We start from the raw sequence: 26,464 nt of genomic DNA, 5'->3' as shown, positions 1-26,464 counted from the left end.
CTTCCCATCATTGCGAACGCATTGCGAACCGGCAGGTTGACACTATGTTAACGCGTGGCCCGCGCTTACAATGGGCGACATGACCGATTCCGCCGAGCGTGTTCCGCATATCCTGCCGCTGCCACACGCGTTGGGCACGGGCATCATCATCGAAACCGGCCAGATCCTTAGCGATGGCAATCAGGCAGCAATCAAACAGTTCATCGATGAGTACGAATCCGCACTGTCCCGGTTCCGTGACGATTCGCTGGTTGGGCGGATGCGCACGGCTTCACACGGCGGTACTTTCGATTTCCCGGATTGGGCGGTAGAACTATTCGACCTATACGATCGGCTATTCGAGGCCACAGCCGGAGCCATTGATCCTTGCGTCGGTGCAACGCTGATTCAGTTAGGATATGCCCGCTCGTTTGAACAGCAGATGCTTGAGCAACAAACGCTCGAGCGACAGACGTTCGAACACCGGACACTTGATCACCAAGCTCACGCCCGCAACAGCAAGTCGGCACAGTCCAAGTCGCCCACAAACCCGAGTCCTACCAACTGGGACTCCTACCGCACCCGTATCACATGGCGCGATATCGAACGCCACGGCACCACACTGGTCACGCACGCCCCGGTAGCACTTGATTTTGGCGCGGCAGGCAAAGGATATGCAGTTGATTTGCTGGCCGAACAATTGCAGACGACTGCGGCGCAATCGTTCGTTATCGACGCGGGTGGCGACATGCTGATTCACGGCAGGCAGAGGCCAATCACCATCGCGCTGGAGAATCCCCTCGATCTCACCCAGGCCGTGGGCACGGCCAGTATCACCGAGGGAGCATTATGTGCCAGCGCGCCGAGCCGACGCCATTGGACCGCACACAACGGACAGCAGGTGCATCATCTCATCAACGCGCTCGACGGCCAGCCCGTCGACGAGGTCACCGCCACCTGGGTGAGCGTCACACCGCAAACCGGCCGGCAGCAGCCTTTCCCCACTGCAACGGCCGACGGACTGGCCACCGCGCTGTTCACTACTTCCCCGGCTCGGCTGCGCGCATATTTCGATTTCGAATGCGCGCTGCTCTATGCTGACCACACGGCCGCGCAATCCGCCGCCTTCCCCGGCGCGTTCTTCACAGAAGACCGGTAAACAGTGTCGGCAGGCAGCCAAGTAGCAGGCAAGACAAGAAAGGCCTCCGCTCGAACCGTTGCCGGAACGAACGGAGACCTTTGGAAGGCACTCAGGAAAAGCACGGCCAAAACCTGAAAACGATTATCAACAGCCGCTTCCCGTTAGTTATCGCAACGCCTCACGCATGCGTTCGTAATCCTCGCGCTCAAGCGACACCACGCCGCCGTGCTTGGTATGTTCCCGCAGGTAATACTGCGGGTCATCAAGCGGACGCCAGCCCTCATCAAGATCATTGGTGATCATCGGCTGGTAGCCGATGGAAGGAATCACGTCTACAAACAAGTACCATTCGTCGCCGGAAGCTCCGACGTTATGATGGCTGGCAAACACAGCTGGCCCCTCAACCCCACCAGGATTGCCATCGGGCACGTAGTTGGCACCGATGCGCTCCTGCACAGTGTGCCACTCGGTTCCAGCCTGCCACCAACGGGGTTCATCCGTGGCGTCCATCCAGATGCCACGCCCGAAGGAATTGTCTTTGGTAATGCGGTACGTGCGCATGCCGCCATCGGCCAGCGGCCGCTGCACCATCGTGGTGTCGATGCTGTTGCCGCCCGTGTCGATGAACACACCACCGTATTCGTAGGTTTCCTGCGTAAAGTCACGCGTCACGCCCCATAGCACGGTGTCGTGCACATCCTCCGCCTCATGGCGCAGGTCGGAGTCGCCGAACACCTTGCTCGACCAGTACATCACGAATGCGCCACGTCCGCCCTCGTGCCCGGCCGGATAATATTCCGGCACCCACAGGCTTTCGCATGCCCAGGCCATGCCCAGTTCCATGCGTGTGCCGTCGGGGCGAACCGCCACATCCAGCGTGCGCGGCCCCTGCCAATGAACCAGATCGTCGGATTGCCACACGATGAGCTTGGTGCTGCCGTGATGCGAGAATTCATACCAGTCTGGCTCGTACCCTTCGCCGAACACGCGCAGGTCAGTGCCAATCACATACCACATGCCGGTTTCGGGATTGCGGGCAACATGGATGTCGCGCACGCCGGTGGTGCCGATGGAGCTGGTCAGCACCGGCTTCCCGCCGTTGAGCGGCTCCCACCGACGCGGATTGTCGCCGTCAGAAAGATCAAAATAGACTTTTTCGGCATAACCTTGCGGATCTTCGCGGAAATGCGCAAGCAGGTAGCCATAGGGTTGCGAGAGCGTTTGCGTGGACATGCGTCACCTTTCATAGTTGCCGTAGATTCACCGTCTCAGCACCGCCATCGTGCCAGTCGGCGCAGAAATAAGCTCGACGAGACGACGAGTAACGATTCATATACAACGAAAATGCCCGCACGGCTGCAAGGAAGGAAACACCGTGCGGGCAATTCGTGAGAACAGAAGGATTGGAACGGAAGGATTGTTTGGAACAGAAGGAAGGACGCGACTCAGCCCTTGACTGCGCCGATCATCACACCCTTGGTGAAGTACTTCTGGATGAAGGGGTAGATGACCAACAGCGGCAGGGTGGAGACGATGATGATGCCGTACTTGATCGAATCGGCCAACTGTTGGCGTTCGATCATCGACTGGCCGTTGCTGCTGCCGCCGCCGGATGTGGTGACCTGGTTGGCAAGCAGGATGTTCTGCAGAATCACCTGCAACGGCTGCTTGTTCTGGTTCCTGATGTAAATCAGGCCCGTGAAGTAGTCGTTCCAATGGCCCACGAAGTAGTACAGCGCGATTACGCCGATGATGGCGCTGGACAGCGGCAGCACAATCTTGATGAAGTAGCTGAAGTATCCCAGACCATCGATCTGCGCGGCATCATGCAGTTCTTCGGGAATCGAGGATTCGAAGAAGGAACGAACGATAATCACGTTGAACACGGACACGGCGCCCGGCAGGATGAACACCCACATGGTGTCGAGGATGTTCAGATCCTTCATCAGCAGGTAGCCGGGGATCAGGCCGCCGGAGAAGAACATGGTGAAGGTGAACAGGAACAGGATGATGCGGCGGGGCTTGAACTCCGCGCGAGACAGCGCGAAGCCCACCGGCAGCGTGACAAGCATGTTGACCGCCGTACCGACCACGGAATACAGGATGGTGTTGCGGTAGCCGATCCAGATACGCGGCTCCTGCATCACCTTAAGATAACCGCTGAAGTTGATGCCCTTGGGGAAGAGCACTACTTCGCCCTGGGAGACGAGTCCGGCGTTCGAGAAGCTGGCGATTACCACGAACCACAGCGGGTAGATGGTCACGAACACCACGGCAACGATAATGGCTGCGATAATGATGTCAACGATCCAGTCGCCGACCGTCTTGTGCTGACGAACCTTGGGGTTCCACGGAATATCTGCGCCGGAAGCCTTGGCGGCGAGCGAGGGGGCGGATGCACTCATGGCTGATGATCCTTTCTTAACGTTTCATTCCCGCATCAGAAAATGCTGGTGTTGGATGCTCGCTTGGCAACCTGGTTCGCGACGATCAGGAACACGAAGTTGATAACCGTATTGAACAGGTTGATTGCCGTCGAATAGCTGTATTGGTTAGAGACCAGACCCATCTTGTAGACGAAGGTCGAAAGCACTTCGGAACCGGACAGGTTCAGCGAGTTCTGCATCAGGTAGACCTTTTCGAAGCCAACGCCGAGCACGGAACCCATGTTCAGGATGAGCAAGATGCCACAGGTGGGCAGGATTGTGGGGATATCCACGTAGCGGATGAGTTGCAGACGCCCGGCGCCGTCCATCTTGGCGGCTTCGTACAGCGAGGTGTCCACGCCGGCGAGGGCGGCCAGGTAGATGATGGAGTTCCAGCCGCAGTGCTGCCAGACTTCGGTGATCCAGTAGATCGGGGCGAAGGCGTCGGGGTTGCCCAGGATGTTCGTCTCTCCCAGAAAACGGCCGATCATGCCGGAGTTCGGGGCCAGGAAGATGTTGATCATCGAGACGATGACCACGGTGGAGATGAAGTGGGGCATGTAGGTGATCGTCTGCACGAAGGACTTGGTGCGCTTGCCGGCGATCTGGTTGATGAGCAGGGCCAGGATAATCGGTGCGATGAAGCCCAGTACCAGCGTTCCCAGAGAGACGCGAATCGTGTTGATGATCAGGTCGTCGAACTGTGGGGACTTGAAGAACTGATTGAAGTATTTGAATCCGACGAATTTGCCGCCCGATAGGCCTGCGCGGGGTACGAACTCGCGGAAGGCGAGCTGGATGCCATACATGGGCACGTAGGCGAACAGTCCGATGAAAATCATGGCGGGCAGGGACATCAGCCACAGCTGCCAGTAGCGTGACAGATGGAAGCGGATGCGAGCCATCAGGGACGACCGCTGTGCGGTGTTGTCGCCCGCTTGCCGCGATGGCTGTGATGCGGAAGACAGATCTTGGGCGCTGTGCACGCCTCGTGTTGCGGAAGCCATGGATATCCTTCCCCTCAATGATGTGTGATCTATGGGTTGCGACGAGTGTTCCGGAGCGATGCCGCTCGTTGCTGCGGCATCGCAGGTCTGAGCCGGGTGACGCAGGGCCCGATTGCCGTTCGCACGTCTGTGATGGCGAGGGAATCGGGCCCTGGTCTATTGGGTTATGTGCGCGATGTTCTCATCGCGCTTTCATGCTCGGCTCAGGAGGCGGCGACAGTGTCGTCGTAGGCCTTCTGCCATAGCTCGATGTTCTGCTCGAGACCGCTGCTCTTGAGCGTTTCGATGTACTCGTTCCAGCTGTCGTCGGTCAGACCGCCGTCCTGGATCCAGGTGGAGATCAGCGGCAGGGCGTAGTTCCAAATGGTCGAGTTGTTGTTGGAGACGGTGGTGTTGTCTTCGGCGCTCAGGCGGGTGTACATCGGGATCAGATCGTTTTCGCCGATGTGGGACTGCTGGGTCTTGTACACGGTGCCGTCTTCCTCAGCCAGAACCTTGTCCTGATCACCGGTGACGGACATGTCCTCGCGCACCCAGGTCAGACCGCGGTCAGCCAGACCGAAGGTGGACAGATCGTCCTGGAACTTGAGCACGTTGTAGACGCCGTCGCCAGCGTTTTCGACATAGGTGTCGAGGTCGCCGTAGTAGGACTCCATGGAGATGTCCGGATCGAGGAACTTGTCAATGATCTTGAGCGCAGCGGTCTTGTGGGCCTCATCCAGGCCGGCTGCGACTGCGGCACCGTTGTAGATGTCCTGGAATTCGGGTTCCCAGGTGGTCTCCTCATAGGAGACGCCGGGAGCGGCAGGCACTTCGATGGAGACGTATTCGTCGGACAGGTCGCCGAAGTTGCCGGTGTTCCAGCCGAAGATCATGCCGACCTTGGCGGTCTCGCCATCGGAGGAGATGTCGGCGGTGTTCAGCGAATCGTCGCGGGTGAGCACGTCGGCGGGCATCAGGCCGGCTTCGATCAGAGAGTGGTAGTACTCGATGACGGAGCGGAAGTTGTCGGTGAGCATCCAGTTGTTCACCTTGCCGTCCTTGACGTACATGCCCTGGGAGCCGGCGGTGGTGATCACCTGGGTGTTGATGCCGGTGCCGTTGAGCAGCAGGAACGGGCTCCACCAGCCGAATCCGGCGGTGCCGAGCTTGTTGATCAGCATCGGGATTTCGTCGGCCTCGCCGTTGCCGTTCGGATCCTGCTCCTTGAATGCGGTGAGCACGGTGGTCAGCTCATCCCAAGTCGTGGGCACTTCGAGACCGAGCTTGTCGAGCCAGGACTTGTTGATCATAAGGTTCTGGCCGGAGGACCACTTGGCGCCGGAGGCGTTGCCGTAGTCGGAGGGAACCTGCCAGATGTGGCCTTCGAGGTCGGAACCGAACATCTTGGCTTCTTCCACGGTGTCGAAGTATTCCTTCACGTTCGGCATGGCGTCGAGGTCGTCGGAGAGATCCTCCCAGTAGTCGTACTGGGCGAAGTTGTCGGCGTTGTAGCCCCAGATGGTGATGTCGGCAACGTCGCCGGATGCCAGCACGGTGGAGGCCTGCTGCGCCCACTGGGTGTCAAGGATTTCCTCCCATTCGATTTCGCAGTCGCAGGCGGCTTCCAGATCCTGGGTGAGCTTCATATCCTTGGCTTCGATCTGGGTGCTGCGCTTGATCAGGCTGATCTTGATAATCGGCTTGCCATCAGCGTTGGTGGCGCTTTGTTCACCGCCGCAGGCGGACAGGCCGACGGTGGCGAGCATGGCGAGGGCCGCTGCCGCAGCAAGGTTCCTCTGCATCTTCATGGTGTTCTCCTTATTACTTCCTTGGTCAGAGACCAACATCTTGGTATTCGCCTGAGGCGTGCTCTTCATTGATTTCCAACGATGTATTTTTGATTGTACATGAATTTTCATCGTTGTACAAACGGGCGCGTCGCGCGTGTTGCGGGGCATATGCGTCCAGCCCACGCACCGTTTTTAGACGGCCGCAATCCTTTCGCCCGCATGAGGGCCACCATCCGCCGGTAGCACTTCGGTGGTCGAGGGCGACCACAGAGTATCGGGTTCGGGCACACCGAAGTCGGGGGTGCCGTCGGCATTCCATCGCACCACGCCGACGCGGGCATGGCGGTTGGGGTCGAACAGCGGATCGCCCTTGATATCGGTGTAATTGCGGCAGTGGTAGATCATGAGGTCGGTTTCGCCGTCCTCCGCCTTGGTGAACGAGTTATGGCCGGGGCCATACTGTCCGTTTTCGGCGCAGGTTTTGAATACCGGCACCGGGCTCTTGGTCCAGCTGGCGGGGTCGAGCAGATCAGCGCCGCGATCGGCGGTCAGCAGGCCCACGGCGTAAGGCACACCGGTGCCGGACGCCGAGTAGGTGATGAAGATCTTGTCATCGTGGAACAGGAACGCAGGCCCCTCGTTAACCAGGAAGTCGATGCACTCCCAGTCATATTCGGGCTTGGTGAGCATCACCGGTTCCGTCTCGAGCGTCCACGGATTCTTCATACGGGCGATGTAGAGGTTGGAATTGCCGGGGATGTCGTAATCCTTCTGCGCCCACACGAGATACTGCACGCCGTCGATTACCGTGCTGGTGGCGTCAAGGGAGAACGAATCCATCGGGGTGATGATCTGCCCCTTTTCCACCCAGTTGTCGGTCGTGGGATCCTCATCGGTGTTTTCCAGCACGAACATGCGGTGGGTGGGCATGCCGCTGGCTTCGAAGTCGGTGGCCGCGCCGGCGAAGTAGATATACCAAGCGCCGTTCACACGGTGCAACTCGGGCGCCCAGATGTATTTGCTGGCGGCACCTTCGTCATGCTTGCGCCACACCACGGTTTCCGGTGCGGACTGCAGGTCGGCGAGGGTGGAGGCATGGCGGATGGCGATGACGTTGTATTCGGGGTCGGAGGCGGTGAACCAGTATTCGCCTTGTTCCTTCAGCACCCATGGATCCGCGCGCTGCAATACGAGAGGATTGTTATAAACAGCCATTGTTCAACCTTTGCAATCCAATGATTCCAATATTTTCATCGTTGAATATAGCATAATTTATAACGATGTAAACCATCGGCGTGCCTTATAGCACCCGCAAGAAAAATTGAGGGATGCATGCCGCAGCACGCATCCCTCACACCCCTAAATCATCAAGCACAAGCGCAAATCCAGATCTACTCAACCCCGTCCGAGAAACCGGCCGAATCCGACCGCGCTTAATCTCACCTCTTACAGCCGGATCGAAGGATCCAGCACACGCGTGGACTGGCGCACCACCAGCGACGAGGTGACCTTGCGGAACACTGATACGCCTTCGGCAACGCCAAACGGCGCCACTCCGGCTATACGGTCTTGAAGCACCTTGACCGACAATCTGGCCACCGCATCCAGTCCTGGCGCAATCGAGCTGAGCGCAGGTGACATATATTGCGAATCATCGGAATTATCAAAGCCGATCACCGAAATATCATCGGGGATTTTCAACCCCCTCATCTGAATGGCATACATAGCACCAGAGGCCAGCATGTCGTTCAGAGCCACCACACCGTCGACTTCAACGCCTGAATCCAGCAGAGCGTTCATCGCTTCGACGCCTTCATTACGACGCCAGAACCCGGCCGGGACTTCCAATGCTGAATCGAATTCGATGCCACCCTCTTCCAGCGCTTCCTTGTAACCCCGCAAACGCAGACTTGCCGAACCGATATCTTCGCCGGGGTGGGTGCCCAGCACGGCGATATGCCGGCACCCGGTTTGCAACAGGTATTGGGTCGCACGCTTAGCACCTTCAACGTTTTCCGTGGAAATATGGTCGTAGCGATCAGTGAAGATGCGTTCGCCGATCAGCACCATTGGATAGTCCAAATTGATATCGTCGAGATCCGATTTCGCCAGTTCCAGCGGGCTGTAGATCAGACCGTCCATCATGGATTGCTGGGAGCCGAGCAACGCATCGAATTCACCTTCGCGCGAATACTGCGTGGGCTCCACGATCACACGCAGGCCGACCTTCTTCGCTTCTTCGATAACCAGCGAACTCAGTTGCGCAAAATACGGCAGCTGCAAATCGGGTACGGCTAGACCGATGATGCCGGTCTGGCCCTTGCGCAGGTTGCGCGCGGACATATTCACCGTATATCCCAGCTCGTCGATGGCTTGATTGACTTTGTCTCGCGTCGACTGGGACACGAATTCATAGTCATTGACCACGTTGGAAACTGTTTTAATCGATACGCCTGCAAGCTTGGCGACGTCACGCATGGTGACGACGTGCTCGCCGGCCTTTCCGATAGTTCTTCTGGCCATTATCGCTCCATATTCTGTTCTCGTTTGAGGGGAATTCGCGCAACGTCCCCCGGCGATGTTTGGTCGGGGCTTCAGCGCACCACAATTTCCATCGTTATACAAGCATAGCTTGGGTTAAGTTCCTCGTCAGCCTGCATGTCGAGGATTGGCATACCATCCGAGGCCCAATGCACGCGCCGCACCTGGGCGTCGCGCCCGCCATAATGCCCTTCGGAGTATTCGGCGTTGTGGAATACATAAATCAGATTGCCATCCTCATCATGCGACCACATGCCATGGCCGGTGCCCAGCTGCCATTCGCCGTTGTACATGCCTGATTTCTGCAGTGGATAATCAAGCTTGGTCCATACGCCCGGATCCGTCAGATCGGCGCGACGCCCGGCCGGCGCACTGATCAGACCGGTGGTGTAGTCGATGCCGACCAAAGAGCCGGAATAGATCAGGTAGATGCGTCCTTCATGCACAATGGCGTTCGGGCCTTCGGCGATGAGGTTGTCCCATGCGAATTCCGGCACGACAATCTGCTTGGGTGCGCTCGTCAGGCGGGCGGGATGCTCCGGATCGAAGCGCGCGATCCACACGCTGCCCACCTGCTGCCAGGCGTAATACCAGCGGCCGGAATCCTGCAGCACCGTCATATCCAGGCTGATGCGCTGCACTGGGTTCAACGATTCGCCTTCGGGCCCAAGAATCGGTTCGGGAACGCTCCAATTGGCTTTGTCACGCGGATCAAGATCACGGCCATCCTCATCCTGTTTCAGTTGCATGATATGGCAGCTGCCGGTCCACATATCCGGCTTGCCGGCCCGTTCGTTCGCCGAGCCATCGGGGTTCTCGGCCTCGCCGTCGAAGCAAGGCATGAACAGAATCGACAGGCGACCTGCGATAACGTGCAATTCGGGTGCCCAGAAGCAGCCGGTCATCTCACGGCCTTCGCTGTTCAGGTCGCCGCGCACCAGCACATCAACCTCACGTTCGCGCCCGCCGGCTTCGTCGGACAGTTCGACGATGGACTCGGCCACGCGCAATGGCATATGCGTGGCACCGCCGTTGGGATCGATGCAGTTGCCATCGGTGTCGTCGGTGGCGATGAACAGGAACAGCGGTTTGCCGTTGTAGCGCCATGCAAACACCGACGGATCGGCACGTTCGACCGCGAACGGCACCGGATACACGGTCTGGCGCACGCGTCCATCTATGCGCAAGCGCTGGCCGGGTCGCAACTTGCCTGCGACGGCCTGTTCGCCGAGCTGTGCCAACTGGGCTTGGTCCCAATCCACGCGACGCACGGTGGACGAGCCATCGGAATAGCCCAACGTCACCGTGGTTTTGTTCAGCACTTCCACGGCCTCCCGCGCCTCTTCGCCGCGCAGTGATGCGGAGAGTCGGGCCGGGCGCACGGTGGCGCTGGTGTTGTGCACACGGCCGAAACGCACCGTCAGTCGCTCAGCCTCGCTTTTATCGATGGCAATAACGTTGCCCGGCACGCAGCCGGCGATGCCATATTCCTCATCCTGCGCCGCATAATCGGTAACAACATCCGACCATGCCAAGGCCTGTGCCGAGGGAGTCAGGGCGTCTCCGCCCGCCGCCGCAACCAAATCACGCACTGTCGCGGCAGCCATATTGCCGTCATCATCCTGCCAGCGCACCACATAGCAGTCGTGTGCGGCATCGTATGCAGCAGCCGGCCGATGCACGCCGTGAGTATCAGCCACCGTGACCTGACCCAGTTGTGTATACGACAGCAGATCTGCACTGACAGCCAAGAGAAAGGAGTTTCGCTCGGATCCATCTGATTCGCCGCCGCGGGCGGTGCGTGTGGCAACGATGGCGAAACGTCCGTCTTTGAGGCGGAACAGATAGGGATCGATCAGGCTTTTCAAAACGATATCGACGTCAGGCATCGCCGCCTGAAGTTCCACGGCCGCGGAGGCCGGCGCATCGCCTTCGCCCGAGAAATGGGATGACGCACTCAACGCACCTCTGGCATGGGTCGGCACAGTGGCCAACGGCACCGCAGCCGCAAAGAAAATGCCATAGTTCTCGTTCAGCGGCGTCCATTCGCCATCAACATGGGAGCGCAGCGCGAGATGCATGCTCAGCGCGATATCGGCATTATTCGCCTCCTCACGACTGGTGGGGATGCGTGTATAACTCAACAGCGAGTAGGTGCCCTGCATTGGCGACGCCTTTCCGGTTGCTTTTCATGTTTACAACGTTGTATAATTGTAATTGAAATTTACATCGTTGTACAACTCCGTCGTGTCGAACCATGACGCAGGCCCACCATAGGAGGCTCCCATATGACCGCACCACGCACCCGTCTGTCACACCGTCTCGCAGCGGGAATGGCCGCGACCACACTGGCGCTCACCGGCTGCACGGCCCCCAGCCATAGTTCCGGTGCCATCGTCGACCAAGTCTCTGATATCAAGCGTGTTTCCGTGCACGATCCCTCCGTGGTCAAAGCCAACGATACCTACTATGTGTTCGGGTCGCACCGTGCATGGGCAAAATCCACCGATCTGGTCAACTGGGAAACTTTCTCCAACAATCTGAGCACCGATTTCAAAGACATCCTCGGCGATATCTGGCAGGCCTGGCCCAAGCAGCCCGCCAACTCCGATCTCACCGGTAATATGTGGGCCCCTGAGGTGGTATGGAACGAAACCATGGGCAAATGGTGCATGTACATGTCCGTCAACGGCACCAACTACAAGTCGGTAATCGTGCTGCTCACCGCCGACGATATCGAAGGCGACTGGACCTATGTGGGGCCGGTGGTGTATTCCGGGTTCCGCACCGATACCATGGCCGCTACTGACGTGCCGCAGGTGTTGGGCAGCGATACCACGCCCAGTCGCTACCTCTCCCCCGGCGACACCGAAATCAACGCCATCGACCCCTGCGTCACCTATGACGAGGACGGCACGATGTGGATGACCTTTGGTTCCTGGTTCGGTGGTCTGTGGATGCTCAAGCTTGACCCAGCCACCGGCCTGCGCGATTACAGCACCACCTACAATCAGGTCGAGGATCGCTCGGACCCCTATTATGGCGTCAAAATCGCCGGCGGCCACGCCGTCAGCGGCGAAGGCTCCTACCTGCTTAATACCAATGGCTACTGGTATTTGTTCGTGTCCTATGCCGCGCTGCAGCAGACCGGCGGCTATCAGGTGCGCCTGTTCCGCTCCAAGGACATCACCGGCCCTTATCTTGACGAAGCCGGCAACAGCGCGATTTTCACCTCTTCCATCACCGAAAACTGGCTGGGCGGCACCGGCATCCGACTAATGTCGTCCGTGCAGTGGAGCGGCAACGACAGCGATGCCATCGAAGTGGCACAGGGCCATAATTCGGCAATGGTTGACGACGACGGCACGGCCTATATCGTGTACCACACTCGTTTCTCATCGCGCGGCGAAGAACATGAGGTGCGCGTGCGTGAGCTGCTGCCCACCGCCGACGGTTGGCTGACAGCCGCACCATACGAATACACCGGCGTCAAAGCCGCGAGCGCAGGCTACGCAACCAGCGAGTTGAGCGGCGACTACGAACTGGTCGTCCACAAGACCGCCACGTTCTTCCAAGGATTGCAAGCCACCGCCAAGTCCGATGGCGATAACTCCGGCACGCAATACAAAGGCGTCGAACTGCCAGTATCGATTACGCTGCACGCCAACGGCACCGTATCCGGCGAGCGCACCGGCACATGGAACGTTAGCGAGGGCTCGAATCAGATGACCATCACGCTTACCTCAGACGATGGTGAGACGACCTACGCCGGTGCATTCGCCGATCTTCCGCGAGACAAGGATTTGAAGCAGGTGATGACGTTCAGTGCTATCGGCGGCAACCAATCCATTTGGGCGTCGAAAGTGTGAGTTCGGCGGCAGACAGATGCCGCAGCATGCGCAGTGTCACAGCAGCGTCACAGTCGCGTGGATTCGCGCTCGACCAATGCGAAATCGGTGACATAGGTGCGCGCCGGGCCATCATATCCTTCGATACGTTCGATCAGCATGTCCACCGCCCGGCGCGCATAAGTCTCAACGTGCGGATCGATGGTGGTCAGCGAAGGCACGGAATACTGCCCTTCAGGCACATTATCGAATCCGATTACCTGCACATCGTCGGGCACGCGCAGGCCACGCCGCTGCAATTCATGCATCGCGCCAAACGCCATGGCATCGTTCAAACAGACGATGATCTCGGGGCAATCGGTGATGTTCATGCCGTCGAGCAGCGCGTCAATTGCCCGCACGCCTCCGGCCTGATTCCACAGTGGTACCGTAATTGCCAGCCGCCAATCCACCGGCATACCTCGATCCACGAAGGCTTTGGCATACCCCTGCACGCGCAGGGCCTGCGTGCCTTCCGGCGACGCAAGCGTGGCATCAATCGCACGCTCTCCTAGGGCGCTCAACCGGCAACAGACTTGGCGAGAAGACACGTCACCGGTCAATTTGACATCCGAAGCACCCAACAATGCGATACGTTCATGCCCTTCATCGATCAAACGCCCAACCACACTGGCCAATGCTTCGACATTGGGCATGGTAACCGCATCGGCAGCACCATACGCCAGATAATCGCCTGCCAGTACCACCGGATATGGCTGTCGCAGCACTGCTCCCTTGTGCGCCAACGGGCGTTCCGTGAAGAACAGCCAGCCGTCGGCACCAAGCCTGTAGGTGTCGTCGATAATGGTCGGCAGGCCTTCGCCTCCCGAACCATATGTATTGATGATTACGCCATATTCGCGCTGTTTGGCGTATTCAATGACGATATCCGCCAGATAGGGGGCGAATGGCTGGGAGAAGTCAAAAATACCCAATCCGATGAGACGCGTACCGCCGGTTTTCATCGCGCGCGCGGACACGTTCAGCGTGTATCCAAGCCGTCGCATGGTGTCTTCGACGCGCTGCCGCGTCTCCGGGCGCATGCTGCCGCGGTTATTCAGCACATTAGACACCGTTTTGATGGAGACCTGAGCCTCCCGCGCCACGTCCTTAATGGTTACGCGCCCCGCCATACGCTCCCTCCGATGTTCCAAGACTTCCACGAGCGTCGCTGCCCGAGAGCCCATGTTTTCTTCTATGTATACCATCGCAAACTCCCTCATTGGTATGCGTCGCATCAAAAAGCATTATGAAAAAGGGCAAGTCCGCTTAAAGAAGCGAAACTTGCCCCCGAAACCTGTCCTCTAACGGACATTCAGGCATCAGCCAGCGATCACCACGTCAGTTCTGCCGCACCCTGACATGCATGAGCCTGCTTATCGCCCACCATAATCGACCAAGCAAGGCCCGTGTCCGAAGCTTGTGCCTGCAATGCGTTGCCTATGCGACGCATACGGAATTCCACAACGGCGGCATCCTGTTCGAATCCGCGGCGAAGCTCCACGCTCGTCCATTCCTCACCCAACGCCTCGGGAGCAAACACCTTAAGGGTCACGCCATCCAGCAAATCACCTTCAGTATCGACGCGGCCTTCTTGCACGGGGATTACGGCACCAGGACGAACCATCAGCGGCAATGACATGTAGTCAAACGTGCCGGTCACCCATGCAGGACCGACGATACGTTCCCCGGTCAGGTAATTGGTCCATTCGCCTTCGGGCACATAGTATTCCACGCAACCATCCGGCGAGAACACCGGAGCAACCAGCAGATCGTCACCCAGCATGTACTGGCGATCCAGATACCGCACCGCAGGGTCATGGGGGAATTCCAATGCCATCGGACGCATCAACGGGATGCCGTCCTCACTGACCTGACGGGATCCTCGCGCCAGATACGGCAGCAGGGAGAGCTTGAGCTTGGTGAATGTGCGCAGCACATCACACGATTCCTCATCGAAGGCCCACGGCACACGCACGGTTTTCGAACCATGCAGACGCGAATGCGTCGACAGCAGCCCGAACTGCACCCAGCGCTTATACAAGTCAGGACCGGGATCACCTTCGAATCCACCAATGTCATGCGCCCAATACCCAAAACCGGAGCTCATCAGCGACAAGCCACCCCGCAGTGATTCAGACATCGCAGGATAGGTGGATTCGCAGTCACCGCCCCAATGCACTGGGAACTGCTGGCCTCCCACAGTAGCTGAGCGGGCGAATAGCACTGCCTGCCCCTTGCCTTGCCGCTGCTCCAGGTAGCGGTACACCGTTTCGTTGTACAGATAGGTGTAGTAGTTGTGCATCGCCACCGGATCGGCACCATTGTCATATACCACGTTGGTGGGGATGGATTCACCGAAATCAGTTTTGAAGCAGTCCACACCCATGTCGATCAGTTTGCCCAGCTTGGAGCAATACCATTCGCGAGCGTCGGGATTGGTGAAATCGATGAGCCCCATGCCTGGCTGCCAGAAGTCGGTGGCAAAGGCGCTGCCATCTGCGAGCTTCAACAGATACCCGCCTGCCACAGCCTCGTCATATAGCGGAGATACTGAGCTGAGGTACGGGTTAATCCATACGCAGACCTTCAATCCCTTGCGATGATGCTCAGCGATGGTGCCACTGGGATCATGGAACATGTCGCCGTCCCATTCGAAATCGCACCAATGATACGGACGCAGCCAATAGCAGTCGTAATGGAATACGGACAGAGGAATATCACGTTCCCGCATGCCGTCCACGAAACCGGCGACGGTGGCGTCATCGTAGTCGGTCAGGAATGAGGTGGTCAGCCACAGACCGTACGACCACGCCGGCAGATATGGAGCACGACCGGTTAGCGCAGTGTAACGTCGCAGCATATCCTTGGGCTCCGGACCTGCGATCACATAGTATTCCAACCGTTCTCCACGCGTGGAGAACTGGATTTTACCCACGGTCTCCGAGCCGACCTCGAACGAAACGTCTTCGGGATGGTTGACAAATACGCCGTACCCTTTGCTGGTCCAGTAGAAGGGAATCGACTTGTAGACGGCATCAGACGAGGTTCCCGCATCGGAATTCCACATCTCCACGCTCTGTCCGTTCTTGACGAAATGGCCGAAGCGTTCGCCGAACCCGTACACCTTCTCATCGGGTGCCAAGCGCAGCTGTTCGCGCATATAGTTGTGACGCACGCCGCAGCCTTCGTCGAAATCCAGATGGGCGCGGGGGGACGCAGTGGCGTAGTCGGCCGCTTCATCGCGGTACACGCCCAATCCCTTGTAGGAGGTTCCGGTCAGGTTCACACCACCGGAGCGGAAATCAAGGGAAAACACCTCTCCCGGATTGGACACCACTGCTTCCAGGCAACCGGCACGCAACCCCGTGCCATGGTCATCGTGGAACACCTCGAAGGAAGCATCGGGATCTACATTGAGCTGGAAGTGAGGGCCTCGATCCGGCACACCGCGATAGTGCTCCTCCACCACACGAATCACTCCTTCAGCCGGAGTGGAAAGCGTGACCGTGAACATCGGCCCGCCCAGTGTCGCGCTGCGATCGCCATAAGCGAGATTGGCAGCAGCCCGCGCGCGCAGACCATTATCAATGGGATCCACGGTAATCGTCTGGCGGGCCCAAGCTGCCTTGAATCCCTGGCGCACGCGCCAATAGCCATCGGAAAGCTTCATATCTGTCGTCCTTTCTCACGGATCGAACCACGCAACGCTCGCCGCTGCGCAAGTATCGTTATGGAATAGCTGAAATGTGCGTCAGAGATTGCGGGGACGGACGGAAGGAGGGACGCCGGCCCCGCAAATCGTTTACTACTTCACCGCTCCTGCAGTGATGCCCTTGGTCAGAGTCCGCTGGAATACCAGGAAGAACAGGAACGCCGGCACAAGGGAGATCAAGGAGCCCGCATTGATGGTCGGCACGTCCATGATGCGATCACCCTGCAGCGACGCGATGGCCAACGGAATGGTCTGCGTATCGCCGGAAGTGAGGAAGATGAGCGTGAAGTAGAACTCGTTCCATGTCCAGATGAAGAAGAAGATGAACAGCACCGCGCAGTTCGACTTCATAATCGGGAACACCACGCCCCACAGTGTGCGCCAACGGCCGGCACCATCGATTTGTGCTGCTTCCAGTAGTTCCTTGGGGAACGTAGACATCACAGAACTCAGCAGATATGTGCCGAAGGCCATATTGATAATGCCGCAGATGATTACGATGGTCCATTGAGAATTGCCCATACCCACTGCGTTGAACATGTAGAACAGCGGGTAGATGAAGCCTTCGCCGGGCAACATGGTCAGGATCATAAACAGTGCCACAATCCACGCGCTGCCGCGCACGCGACCGATACCCAGCGCATAGGCGTTAAATAGGGACAGTCCCACACTCAGCAACGCGGACACTACGGAAATCCACAACGAGTTCCAGAACTTGATGGGGAAATTCGTGGCTTTCCAGAAGTTCACCAAACCACCGAAGTACAACTCGCTTGGCAAAGAAAGTGGACCATTTTGCGTGTAATCCGTTGAGGTTTTGAAGGCATTCAGCACCATAAGGAACAGCGGGGAAAGGATGATCAACGCCAGCAGCACACAAGCCACCAGAATCACCCATCGCATCGGATTCATCGGCTTGCGGCGGTTCGCCGTTTCCCGTTTGATCTGATCTTTGCGTTCGATGGCGGTCATACGCCCTTGGATGGTGTTTTTCACGGATGACGACATGCTCATGCGTTCAGAGCTCCTTCCCGTTCACGCGCGGCGCTGCGGTTCTGGAATACCATGATGACTGCGGCAACAATGGCGATGAGTATCGCCAGAACACTGGCGATGGCGGCACCGTAGCCGATTTGTGATTTACCGAAGAAATTGATGTAGGAATAGTAGGAAGGCACCAAGGTGGAGCTCTGCGGACCACCCTTGGTCAGCATGTACACCGGTCCGAACACTTTCAGTGCCGCCACCGTGCAGGTGAGTACCACCACGAAAATTTCCGGCTTGATCTGCGGCAGTGTGATGGCGGTGAATCGTCGCCACCATCCAGCGCCGTCCAAAGCGGCAGCCTCATACAATTCGGGATCCACACGGCCAAGCGCGGACATGAAAATGACCACGGGGTAGCCGATTTGGCTCCAAATCAGCATCAGCATCACGGCATAGATGGCCAGATCAGGATCGCCCAGCCAATCCGGGGTTTTCTCCACACCGAAGAATCCGGCGAGGATGCGGTTGATGGCACCGGTCTGCGAATTGAGGATCCAGTTCCACAGAATGCCGGCGACGCCAACGGGCAGAATCTGGGGAATGTAGTAGCAGGCGCGCAGGAAGCTGGAGGTTTTGCCGCCGAATTCTCGTCCGATGTAATCAAACAGCACTGCTGACAGAATCAGACCGATCAGCAAGGGGATCACGGCCATTGCCACAATCATGTAGATTGAATTGCTGAATGAGGTCCAAAACTTTTCGTCACCGATCAGCTTGATGTAGTTATCCAGACCGATGAACTTCATCTTGCTGCGTCCGCCACGCCAATTGTGCAAGGAGATCCAGATGTTGGCCACAAATGGAATAAGCAGGATGACTACGGTGCCGATTGCACCGGGGATAATATAGCGGCCGTAACCACTGCGGAGTCGTTTTTCGTAGATTTTCTCGTTGGCATTCCGCTCACGCTTGTTATGAGCCGAAGTTGCAGTGCGCGACATACAATCCTCCTTCGTCGCGGCGCACGCCTGGGGCCGTTATGATATCGTCACCGGAGACGTGCATGGATATGTGATATGCGCTTGGGGTTTCGCGCGGGGATGGGACTGGGTTGGCGGCAAACAGTTAACTCACCGCCAACCCAACTCAACCGTCCAGTCACTGCTTACAAGCCCAGGTCGGACTTGCCTTCCTCATAGGCGGCCTTAATCTCATCGGTCGCCTGCTCGGGAGTGGAGTTGCCATTGATCAGACCTTGCAGGGCGGAGTTCAGAGCGTCATACATGCCGGCGCTCGGCCAATCCGGGTACAGGGCGATGGCGTCATTGTCGAGCAGCTGCTCGAACACATCGTTGAATTCCTTGGCGGATTCCTGCATCTCATCGAAGGTCTTGAGCGGGTTCCTCAACTCGTCCGGCAGAGCGTCGAGCGAATAGTCATCGGAAGCGTTGAACGGCAAGCCAGCCTCAGTGGCAAGCATGTTCTGCACATCCTCAGACAGCAGGAAGTTCAGGAAATCAGCGGCGAGATCCTTGTGCTTGGAGGTTTCGGGAACCACCCACAGCTTGCCGGTGGCACCGGTGTTCAGGTTCTCGTTGCCGGGCAGGGCGCGGAAGGTGCTCTTGAAGTTGCCGTCCTGGTTCACACGGCCGAACCACCAAGAGCCGGAGAACATAATCGGGTATTCGCCGGCGCAGAACTGGGTGATCATGTCCTCGGCGACCAGACCACCGGAGTTGTCAGGCAGATACCCCTTCTGCACCCACTCGGAGAACTTATCCGCCGCATAGGTGAACGGTTCTCCGGAGAAATCAACGTCGTGCTCGTAAGACTGATAGTCATTGACCCACTGACGATCGGCCTTGGAAAGCGCCAGCTGGTACCACAGGTGCTGAGAAGCGGTTTCGTTACCCTCGAAAGCAACCGGAGTAATGCCCTTGTCCACGAACTGTTGCATGGCATTTTCCAAATCCTCGAAGGTTTCGGGGATTTCAATGCCATTGGCATCGAACATGTCCTGGTTGTAGTAGACCAACACGAATTCGCCGTTGACCGGCACACCATACCACTGGCCTTCGGGAGACATGATGCCACCGTCGTCGGCCTTGTACTTGGCAACGGTCTGAATGGATTCAGGAAGAATATCGGTCCAGCCATACTGATCGGCGTATTCGCTCAGATCCGCGAGAATGCCTTGGGAGGCGAGGTTACCCACGGAGCTGGTGCCCTGATTGTACAGTGCCACGTCCGGAGCGTCATCGGCCTGCAGCGTCAGCGCAGCGTTCTTCTGCATCTGCGGGAACGAAGTGTGCACCTCATTAATCTTGATATCGGGGTTCTGCTTCTTGTACAGATTAATGGCGCGCTCCCACGTGTCGCCGCCACCGGAAGAGTAGTACCACGAAATCGTCAGTTCTTTTTCTTCAGACTGCGCAGTCTCGCTGCCGCCACAAGCTGCAAGCGAGGCTAGCAATGCGCTTGCGCTCAGGGCTGCAATGGCTGTTCTGATGGACTTTCTCATTGCTGTTCTCCTTTGTTATAGGCCGTTTCAACGATGAAATCGGCACATTTATTTGTTAGGCGGTGCGGTCTGACCACCGGCCAGAAAACCGCACATACCGTATGTCGCCAGCAACATTGCAAAGCGACAAACGAGGATCCATGGGCGGAAGACTTATCGCTGCTGTAGTCGATGAAACGAATATCAGCATTGACTTATTCGTTCCGTCGAGGCCAAGCCTCCGCCCATATGTTGCGTCTGTTTGCGCCCGTAGGGGCGTAAGCCGCTATCGCACGCTTACCGCGGTCCAGGAGACCGGCGGAAGGGTCACGCGCACCGTGCCGTTTGCGGCGTCGAGCGCGATGGTGTCGTTGGGATGCAGGGTCACACGATCCTGTTCCTCAAGGGTGTTGCAGGCGAGAATGTCGTCCTCGTGCAGGGTCTGCGCTTCGGCCTGAGTGGCCGCGAAACCCTTGGGAAGCTTGATTTCGAATTCCTGCGTCTCATCAAGGGAACGGTTGACGGCGAATACGTTCACCGTTCCGTCCGCACCTCGCACGGCAACCGAATTGACAACCGGCACCTCGCCGTAGCGCGGCGTGGTAAAGGTGCCGGAGGCCAACTTCGGCTCGAGGACGGTCCCGCCCTTGGCGAGCTTGGCGGTGACGGAGAAGGGGAAGAAGGTCGTCTGCCTCCAAGCGGGCCCGCCGGGTTCGGTCATGATTGGCGCGATCACGTTGACCAGCTGTGCCAAGCTGGCCGCATGCACGCGATCGGCGTTCTTCAGCAGGGTGATCATGAGATCGCCGAACACCACGGCGTCGGCGGCGGTGTAGATGTCCTCAAGTAGTCGCGGGGCCACCGGCCAGTTGCCGATGCCCTCGGGGTTCTTGCTCGGTTCCTCGTTGAGATACCACACGTTCCATTCATCAAAGCTGATGAATACGTCATGGTTCGACTTGAGCCGAGCTTTGGTGGCGTCGATGGCGGCGGCCACATCCTTGATGAAGTTATCCATATCAACGCCGGCTGCCATGAAGCTGACCATGTCGCGGCTGCCGTCCGGCTGCAATTCGGGATGATAGTAAGCGTGGCAGGAGATGAAGTCGACCAGATCGTAGGTCTTCTCCAGCACGGTTTCTTCCCAGCGCCCGAAGGTGTCCATCACATGGCTGGATGAGCCGCATACCACCAGTTCGACGTCCGGGTCGATCTGGCGCATGCCGCGCGCCACGGAGGCCGCAAGCGTGCCGTAGTCCTCGGCGCTTTTATGCCCCAGCTGCCAATTGCCATCCATTTCGTTGCCCAGGCACCACATGCGGATGTCGAACGGCTTGTCGGCACCGTTGGCGCGGCGACGATCGGATAGTTCGGTGCCACCCGGCACATTGGCGTATTCCAGCAGGTCAAGTGCTTCTTCGAGACCACGTGTGCCGAGGTTCACCGCCTCCATCAGCTCGTTGCCGCCGGCGGCTTGAAGCCATGCGGCCATCTCGTGCAGACCGAACTGGTTGGTTTCGGTGGAATGCCACGCCAGGTCAAGACGACGGGGGCGATCCTCCTTCGGCCCCACGCCATCTTCCCAACGGTAGCCGGAAACGAAGTTTCCACCGGGGTAACGGATGGTGGTGGCTCCCAGCTCCTGCACCAGCGCGATCACGTCGCGGCGGAAGCCCTGCTCATCGGACTCGGGATGCCCGGGTTCGTAGATGCCGTTGTACACACAACGGCCCAAATGTTCTACGAATGAGCCAAACAGGCGGTCGTTCACCGGCGCAATTTCGAAATCATCATCTACGACAAGGCGGGCCGCGCCTGTGCTGTTCTCCTGTGTCATGACGCCCTTTCCGGTCTGGTTCGTTCGGCAAGTACAACGTTGTTCTCAATAAGCATGAGACCCCGCGCCTCCCTTTTCGGGAACTGCCTATGGCCTTGCTTGCGATTGTTGTGGTTGGTTAGTACAACCTTGTACTTCTTGTTGACATTTACGATACACCTGCACAACGCAGCACGCAAGCTTCAACTAGTACAACGTTAGACTTTTTGGCTCCAGCACTTGCGACACGCCGCGCAATATCCTGGGGGCGACCATCGTCAGACCGTAGCCATCATCAGCCGACACCCCAACGGCTCACTATCTTGCACTCATCCCCTGCGCCTTCGACGCACGCACAGCACAATCATCGCGCGACCGGCAGCGTGAACAGCACTATAGGTAGGTTTGCACGCCAAGCGTTACGGCAAGAATCAGACCGGCGGCGCAGGCGATGGCGCGCATGATGCGATCCGGCACGCGGCGCACCACGGCCGGTGCCAGCCATCCGCCGATCATCGAGCCGGCCATCAGCGCCAGCGAGGCTGGCCACACAATCGCGCCGGTCAGCGCGAACACCACCGTGGCGGAAATGTTGCCCATACCCACGCCCACGGTTTTCAGAGCGTTGATTTGTGCAAACGGACCCACACCGCCCACAGACAGCAGAGCCAAAGCGCAGGTGCCCGATCCGGCACCGAAATAGCCGGAATACACGCAAGTCACGGCCATACCAGCCAACAACGGCTTTCTGGTGCCTGCAGCCCACGAAGCAGCATTGGCGGCACTCTCCGATCCCCCACCGTCATGCGCATTCTTCGGGCGATACAGAATCAGCAGCGCGCTGAACGCGATCAGCCAAGGCACGGCGTAGGAGAACAGTTGGGCGGGCAATTGCAGCAGCATCCACGCGCCAACAACGCCGCCCACCAATCCGAAGCAGGCATACAACACCGCAAGTTTCTTGCACTGACGTAACTCCGGCAACGCACCGATACATCCGCCGATGGTCGCGCCCACATTGCCCACGGTGTTGGTGGCGGACGACGTCACCGACGCAATACCCACGGCCAACGTAGCCGGGTACGAAATCAGCGAAGCCAGCCCCACGGAATATCCCACGAATCCCGCGCCGATGCCGGCCACAAACAAAAACAGCAGTTGGCTTATACTCATCACTCACACCTCACTGGATATTTCACCATCGCCTATGCTCATCCCTCCCGATATGGCTGGTAGACGCAAGGCGTTCCCCCGTGCTTGCAAAACCAGTGCATACGTCTCGTAAAGTAGAACTCCGAACGCTTCATATTGCTAACATAGGCATCCCAAGCTTGTTCAGAAGTCTTGTTTGTCTCATCATATACCGGGATTCTAAAATGAATAATGAAAACAGAATTTTCATCTTGCGTTATTTCGTTGTTCTCATAAGCTTTTCCATCAAACGTGGATCCACGCAGCACTTTGAACCATTCAACACCAGGCATCCAGTCTTTATCGTTCAGCGCTTGCATTATATCATCTTTTGCAAAAAGCCTGTCTTTACAAGAAGGCAATTTCAACATAGGAGCAATAAAAATCCCATTTGCGGTTTCATACCTAAGCATATAGGAAAGGATCTGCTGGTAATCCCTGCTACCTGAAATCCCATCTTTATATTTTGCATCAGCGATAGCACATTTACCTGATGAGACACCCGCCATATTGCCGCAAGAGATAAAGTCAGGATAATGTTCCCCCACTGCTTGATTGGGAATTGACGATTTTTTCTTCCAGGGATTAACTGGACAAATGAATAATTGAGACGAAGCATTCGCAGCTTTTTTCTTATCTCTCAATTTATTTCGCGTGTGATGAAAGTCGTTTTCGATCAGGAGACTGAGGTATTCTTCCCAAAGCCACGCAACATCGATAAGAGACCCAAAAACCTTACGATCTTTACCCGCAAACCCTACTTTACGTTTGTTGAGAATGCTGATGCAGAGTTGCTGAAGATTCCAGTAAGCCGAGTATTGCATCCCTGTCACTGGATGCGTGCGATTGTATCGCAGAATATCATCACGTTTCCATGGATTATAGGACGGAGTACAGTTTTCAATCTTTGCGACATTTTGAATCAACTGAGAATCTAAATTCCATATATTTAATTGACCATTTGTCTTCAAATACTCGACAGTATGCCGGATAAGCTGCATGACTGGATTGTCTTCTTCTCGATCTCTTGTATTGTATGCGATGAGATTAGACTTACCTGCATTGAATTTTATTTGCTTATCGATGTTGATTGCCCCACGCGGTTTGGAACCATTGCACTCTTTGCGAACACGCTGTCGATACGGCCCCTGCCTTAAGGCTTGATTCAGATCGTCGGGGAATGCCGCCACGGAAATCTCGAACAGAGGTCGAGAACAATCAGATGATGTTTTGTACGCCTTGGAAAGGTTCAGGCGAAACACTCGATGCATTATATAATTAATGAAAGCATCACCGTGATTAATATCTTCAATATCGGTATTAGCAAATCTCGAGACAAACCGAAGCTCATTTTCCCCGTCGCTTAGAAAGCCAACGACATTTCTGGCATGACCTGAATCCTTGAAAACGGTGTCTGAATTCCCATGGAGATCTTCGCCCTCGTCTTTGAGGTCAGGAGGGAAACCGAAAACATCAGGACTTTTCCAGATTTCTTGGACAGTATGATTGATTAAGTATTTTCCTAACGTAGTTTTTGTAAATGATTTCCAATCGTTACCAGATTGTCGGCCATCCGTGATGAATTCACCATTATCTTTGCAAACGTAGATTGCCATGTCACGCCTCAACACTACCTACTGAAGCATCATGTAGTTGCTTCAATTTTTCATCAATGTCATCACTGCCATACAGGTATTCTTCAAGCAACGGCCTAATGTCACGTTCCCAAAACGGCTCAAACTTCAATCCCGGATCATCCACATATGGCTTGAAATAGGCAGCACCCAGTTGATATTGTTTTCCAAGGCCAATGCCAACACGCTGAATAGCTTCGTTAAGACGGTTCATTACATTTACCGTTTCTTGCGCACGCTCACTGCTTCCATCACCTAGCATACTCTGACTGCTATTCGGGTCAATCTCTACGAAAGAAAATCTACGGCGCGTAGCGAAATCGAATGTGTCAATGCTGCGATCTAAATCATTCATAGTGGCTAGCACAAATACATTCTTGGGCACATATATCTTCGCGTTTTCATCCGTGTGCATATTAGCGAATTGCGTCTCAATGGAACCCTTAGGGCCACGGTACCCCGGGTCGATGGCGTAGAACAGCTCTCCCAAAATACGTGCGATATCACCGCGGTTAATCTCATCAATCAGAAACACAAATGTGACATTACGCTCTTCATATTGTTTTGCAAAATCAACAAAAGATTTGAATATGCCAGGCTTGAGCTCAAACTGCGCTCTACCATCGCTATCGGTTGCCGGTCTCAAGCCTTCAATGAAGTCAGAATAATCATAGTTTGGATGGAATTGCACAAAACCAAACTGTTTGCTTGTATCGAGTTCATTTTCGTCAATCCCGATGATTGATGCTGCAATTTGACGAGCCAAAAATGTCTTACCCGTGCCGGGGACACCGTGAAGAATGACATTCTTATACTGCAACAAACGTCTAGACGTTTCGGCAATAATAGTTCTTTCAGGAATTGTATCGTCGGTGAAGTCGCCCAATTCATCATTCAATGCGGTAGAAGGCTCGAAACCATCTGCTTGGAGTGTATTATCGTTTGGGGTTTCCATATCAATGGAGGTGCCATCTTCAGCAGACTCCCCTACATTTCGCCCCTTCAGGAAATCCTCATAATGCCGTAACGCAGACCAGAGTGCGTTGTGATCGCTTCCGTTTTTACTACGTCTTACGTTAGTTGAGGCACCAAATGAATTAAGTATTTTGCGAATGTCATTGTGATCGATCAAGTCAAGAAATGTAGTTCGCGGATCAATACCCATGACATCGGCGACACTCTCTGCCTTATCTCCATACCCCACTTTTCCCAACGTCTCATTCAATACTGACGCATACGATGAAGCGGTACTATCTGCCTTTCCAGCCCCATCTTCAGCATTGACATATGCTTTAAAATTCATCTTTCGTTGATTCACGTCGTTGAATGGTTGCGGAATGCATTGCAATGATATAAAACTATCCGGGTCAGCGGAAAGCTCCTCAAGAAAGAAGATCATCTGCCGGTTGTTCGGCTGAGCACCATGATTAACAAGCTCGCTCTTGATCAGGGTGTTTTTGCTGACATGAAGCACCAATCGACATCGATTCGCCCGAACAAAATCCTCAATGGAGATGCTGTGTTGTGAATCCAGCCATCCAAAATGACCATTGTCATCCTTCCACTGATGGCAATCAACGAACAGGTAAGAGTCAACATCCGAAGGCATCCGGGCAAACAGTAGAAAAACGTCACCATTTTCATAGCGTCCCTTTTTCCCTCCAAAATGGAAAGTTGTTGAAGGGTAATTAGGAATATCGAATGATGGCAAGAAGTAATCCAGCCTCAAATCGGCAGTATTGTAATGTTCCCAGCCATCGGTCAAAACCAGTCGAATGAAAATTTTCTTCTCATCCTCTTCGTTGAGGCCTAGATACTCGGGCAACGTCAACGACATGATTACTCCTGTTCTCTTTAACTGAGCAAAC

At 56.2% G+C, this 26,464-nt stretch carries 18 protein-coding genes; 2 read left to right on the top strand and 16 right to left on the bottom strand.

The window, feature by feature from the left end:
- Nucleotides 1-79: 79 nt before the first annotated feature.
- Nucleotides 80-1,138, top strand: coding sequence for an FAD:protein FMN transferase (locus G1C95_RS10595; RefSeq protein ID WP_169172923.1), 1,059 nt, complete (start codon nucleotides 80-82; stop codon nucleotides 1,136-1,138).
- A 147-nt stretch (nucleotides 1,139-1,285) separates the two neighbouring features.
- On the opposite strand, the gene G1C95_RS10590 is transcribed toward G1C95_RS10595, so the two are convergent.
- The 7 genes from G1C95_RS10590 to G1C95_RS10560 all read right to left on the bottom strand — a co-directional run bounded on the left by G1C95_RS10590 (nucleotide 1,286) and on the right by G1C95_RS10560 (nucleotide 11,031).
- Nucleotides 1,286-2,353, bottom strand: a complete 1,068-nt coding sequence (locus tag G1C95_RS10590; RefSeq protein ID WP_169172922.1) for a glycoside hydrolase family 43 protein — start codon at nucleotides 2,351-2,353, stop codon at nucleotides 1,286-1,288.
- 212 nt (nucleotides 2,354-2,565) lie between these two features.
- The gene (locus G1C95_RS10585; RefSeq protein ID WP_169172921.1) at nucleotides 2,566-3,525 is read right to left on the bottom strand and encodes a carbohydrate ABC transporter permease; all 960 of its coding nucleotides are present in this window, start codon (nucleotides 3,523-3,525) and stop codon (nucleotides 2,566-2,568) included.
- Between the two features lie 35 nt (nucleotides 3,526-3,560).
- Nucleotides 3,561-4,553 carry an ABC transporter permease gene (locus G1C95_RS10580; RefSeq protein ID WP_169172920.1) on the bottom strand — a complete coding sequence of 331 codons (993 nt, stop codon included), beginning with the start codon at nucleotides 4,551-4,553 and terminating at the stop codon, nucleotides 3,561-3,563.
- Between the two features lie 203 nt (nucleotides 4,554-4,756).
- Entirely contained in the window at nucleotides 4,757-6,343 is a 1,587-nt protein-coding gene (locus G1C95_RS10575; protein WP_169172919.1) for an extracellular solute-binding protein, read from the bottom strand.
- Between the two features lie 174 nt (nucleotides 6,344-6,517).
- Nucleotides 6,518-7,540, bottom strand: a complete 1,023-nt coding sequence (locus G1C95_RS10570; RefSeq protein ID WP_169172918.1) for a glycoside hydrolase family 43 protein — start codon at nucleotides 7,538-7,540, stop codon at nucleotides 6,518-6,520.
- 231 nt (nucleotides 7,541-7,771) lie between these two features.
- On the bottom strand, nucleotides 7,772-8,848 hold the full coding sequence (locus G1C95_RS10565) for a LacI family DNA-binding transcriptional regulator (RefSeq protein ID WP_169172917.1): 1,077 nt from the start codon (nucleotides 8,846-8,848) through the stop codon (nucleotides 7,772-7,774).
- Nucleotides 8,849-8,919: 71 nt separating this feature from the next.
- On the bottom strand, nucleotides 8,920-11,031 hold the full coding sequence (locus G1C95_RS10560) for a family 43 glycosylhydrolase (protein ID WP_169172916.1): 2,112 nt from the start codon (nucleotides 11,029-11,031) through the stop codon (nucleotides 8,920-8,922).
- Between the two features lie 123 nt (nucleotides 11,032-11,154).
- Here G1C95_RS10560 and G1C95_RS10555 point away from each other — a divergent pair, with 123 nt between their 5' ends.
- A complete protein-coding gene (locus G1C95_RS10555; protein WP_169172915.1) occupies nucleotides 11,155-12,735 on the top strand; it encodes a glycoside hydrolase family 43 protein in 1,581 nt (526 codons plus the stop codon).
- A 47-nt stretch (nucleotides 12,736-12,782) separates the two neighbouring features.
- Here G1C95_RS10555 and G1C95_RS10550 read toward each other — a convergent pair whose 3' ends face one another.
- The 9 genes from G1C95_RS10550 to G1C95_RS10510 all read right to left on the bottom strand — a co-directional run bounded on the left by G1C95_RS10550 (nucleotide 12,783) and on the right by G1C95_RS10510 (nucleotide 26,433).
- Nucleotides 12,783-13,886 (bottom strand): LacI family DNA-binding transcriptional regulator, encoded by a 1,104-nt coding sequence (locus G1C95_RS10550; RefSeq protein WP_169172914.1) that lies wholly within the window; start codon nucleotides 13,884-13,886, stop codon nucleotides 12,783-12,785.
- A 200-nt stretch (nucleotides 13,887-14,086) separates the two neighbouring features.
- Complete coding sequence (gene yicI / locus G1C95_RS10545; RefSeq protein WP_169172913.1) at nucleotides 14,087-16,426, bottom strand: alpha-xylosidase; 2,340 nt, start codon at nucleotides 16,424-16,426, stop codon at nucleotides 14,087-14,089.
- 135 nt (nucleotides 16,427-16,561) lie between these two features.
- Entirely contained in the window at nucleotides 16,562-17,482 is a 921-nt protein-coding gene (locus G1C95_RS10540) for a carbohydrate ABC transporter permease (protein WP_240947538.1), read from the bottom strand.
- Nucleotides 17,479-18,456, bottom strand: coding sequence for a carbohydrate ABC transporter permease (locus G1C95_RS10535; protein WP_169172912.1), 978 nt, complete (start codon nucleotides 18,454-18,456; stop codon nucleotides 17,479-17,481). The genes G1C95_RS10540 and G1C95_RS10535 overlap by 4 nt, the downstream gene beginning before the upstream one ends.
- A 164-nt stretch (nucleotides 18,457-18,620) precedes the next feature.
- On the bottom strand, nucleotides 18,621-19,976 hold the full coding sequence (locus G1C95_RS10530) for an extracellular solute-binding protein (RefSeq protein ID WP_169172911.1): 1,356 nt from the start codon (nucleotides 19,974-19,976) through the stop codon (nucleotides 18,621-18,623).
- Between the two features lie 265 nt (nucleotides 19,977-20,241).
- Complete coding sequence (arfA, locus tag G1C95_RS10525; RefSeq protein WP_169172910.1) at nucleotides 20,242-21,792, bottom strand: arabinosylfuranosidase ArfA; 1,551 nt, start codon at nucleotides 21,790-21,792, stop codon at nucleotides 20,242-20,244.
- 372 nt (nucleotides 21,793-22,164) lie between these two features.
- Nucleotides 22,165-22,944, bottom strand: a complete 780-nt coding sequence (locus G1C95_RS10520) for a sulfite exporter TauE/SafE family protein (RefSeq protein ID WP_169172909.1) — start codon at nucleotides 22,942-22,944, stop codon at nucleotides 22,165-22,167.
- A 38-nt stretch (nucleotides 22,945-22,982) separates the two neighbouring features.
- On the bottom strand, nucleotides 22,983-24,578 hold the full coding sequence (locus tag G1C95_RS10515; protein WP_169172908.1) for a 5-methylcytosine restriction system specificity protein McrC: 1,596 nt from the start codon (nucleotides 24,576-24,578) through the stop codon (nucleotides 22,983-22,985).
- 1 nt (nucleotide 24,579) lies between these two features.
- Entirely contained in the window at nucleotides 24,580-26,433 is a 1,854-nt protein-coding gene (locus G1C95_RS10510; protein WP_169172907.1) for an McrB family protein, read from the bottom strand.
- Between the last annotated feature and the right edge of the window lie 31 nt (nucleotides 26,434-26,464).

The organism is Bifidobacterium oedipodis (assembly GCF_012932425.1).
GTDB classification, from domain to species: domain Bacteria; phylum Actinomycetota; class Actinomycetes; order Actinomycetales; family Bifidobacteriaceae; genus Bifidobacterium; species Bifidobacterium oedipodis.
Note: the sequence above shows the minus strand (reverse complement) of the source record. Positions and strands in the feature narration are given on the sequence as shown.

Bases quoted from the DNA above. Each gene is read 5' to 3' on its own strand.
- G1C95_RS10550 (WP_169172914.1), bottom strand. From the start codon at position 13,886: ATGGCGGGGCGCGTAACCATTAAGGACGTGGCGCGGGAGGCTCAGGTC.
- G1C95_RS10530 (WP_169172911.1), bottom strand. From the start codon at position 19,976: ATGAGAAAGTCCATCAGAACAGCCATTGCAGCCCTGAGCGCAAGCGCA.
- G1C95_RS10580 (WP_169172920.1), bottom strand. From the start codon at position 4,553: ATGGCTTCCGCAACACGAGGCGTGCACAGCGCCCAAGATCTGTCTTCC.
- G1C95_RS10565 (WP_169172917.1), bottom strand. From the start codon at position 8,848: ATGGCCAGAAGAACTATCGGAAAGGCCGGCGAGCACGTCGTCACCATG.
- G1C95_RS10590 (WP_169172922.1), bottom strand. From the start codon at position 2,353: ATGTCCACGCAAACGCTCTCGCAACCCTATGGCTACCTGCTTGCGCAT.
- G1C95_RS10575 (WP_169172919.1), bottom strand. From the start codon at position 6,343: ATGAAGATGCAGAGGAACCTTGCTGCGGCAGCGGCCCTCGCCATGCTC.
- G1C95_RS10595 (WP_169172923.1), top strand. From the start codon at position 80: ATGACCGATTCCGCCGAGCGTGTTCCGCATATCCTGCCGCTGCCACAC.
- G1C95_RS10520 (WP_169172909.1), bottom strand. From the start codon at position 22,944: ATGAGTATAAGCCAACTGCTGTTTTTGTTTGTGGCCGGCATCGGCGCG.
- G1C95_RS10540 (WP_240947538.1), bottom strand. From the start codon at position 17,482: ATGAGCATGTCGTCATCCGTGAAAAACACCATCCAAGGGCGTATGACC.
- G1C95_RS10515 (WP_169172908.1), bottom strand. From the start codon at position 24,578: ATGGCAATCTACGTTTGCAAAGATAATGGTGAATTCATCACGGATGGC.
- G1C95_RS10535 (WP_169172912.1), bottom strand. From the start codon at position 18,456: ATGTCGCGCACTGCAACTTCGGCTCATAACAAGCGTGAGCGGAATGCC.
- G1C95_RS10555 (WP_169172915.1), top strand. From the start codon at position 11,155: ATGACCGCACCACGCACCCGTCTGTCACACCGTCTCGCAGCGGGAATG.
- arfA (WP_169172910.1), bottom strand. From the start codon at position 21,792: ATGACACAGGAGAACAGCACAGGCGCGGCCCGCCTTGTCGTAGATGAT.
- G1C95_RS10510 (WP_169172907.1), bottom strand. From the start codon at position 26,433: ATGTCGTTGACGTTGCCCGAGTATCTAGGCCTCAACGAAGAGGATGAG.
- G1C95_RS10560 (WP_169172916.1), bottom strand. From the start codon at position 11,031: ATGCAGGGCACCTACTCGCTGTTGAGTTATACACGCATCCCCACCAGT.
- yicI (WP_169172913.1), bottom strand. From the start codon at position 16,426: ATGAAGCTTTCCGATGGCTATTGGCGCGTGCGCCAGGGATTCAAGGCA.
- G1C95_RS10570 (WP_169172918.1), bottom strand. From the start codon at position 7,540: ATGGCTGTTTATAACAATCCTCTCGTATTGCAGCGCGCGGATCCATGG.
- G1C95_RS10585 (WP_169172921.1), bottom strand. From the start codon at position 3,525: ATGAGTGCATCCGCCCCCTCGCTCGCCGCCAAGGCTTCCGGCGCAGAT.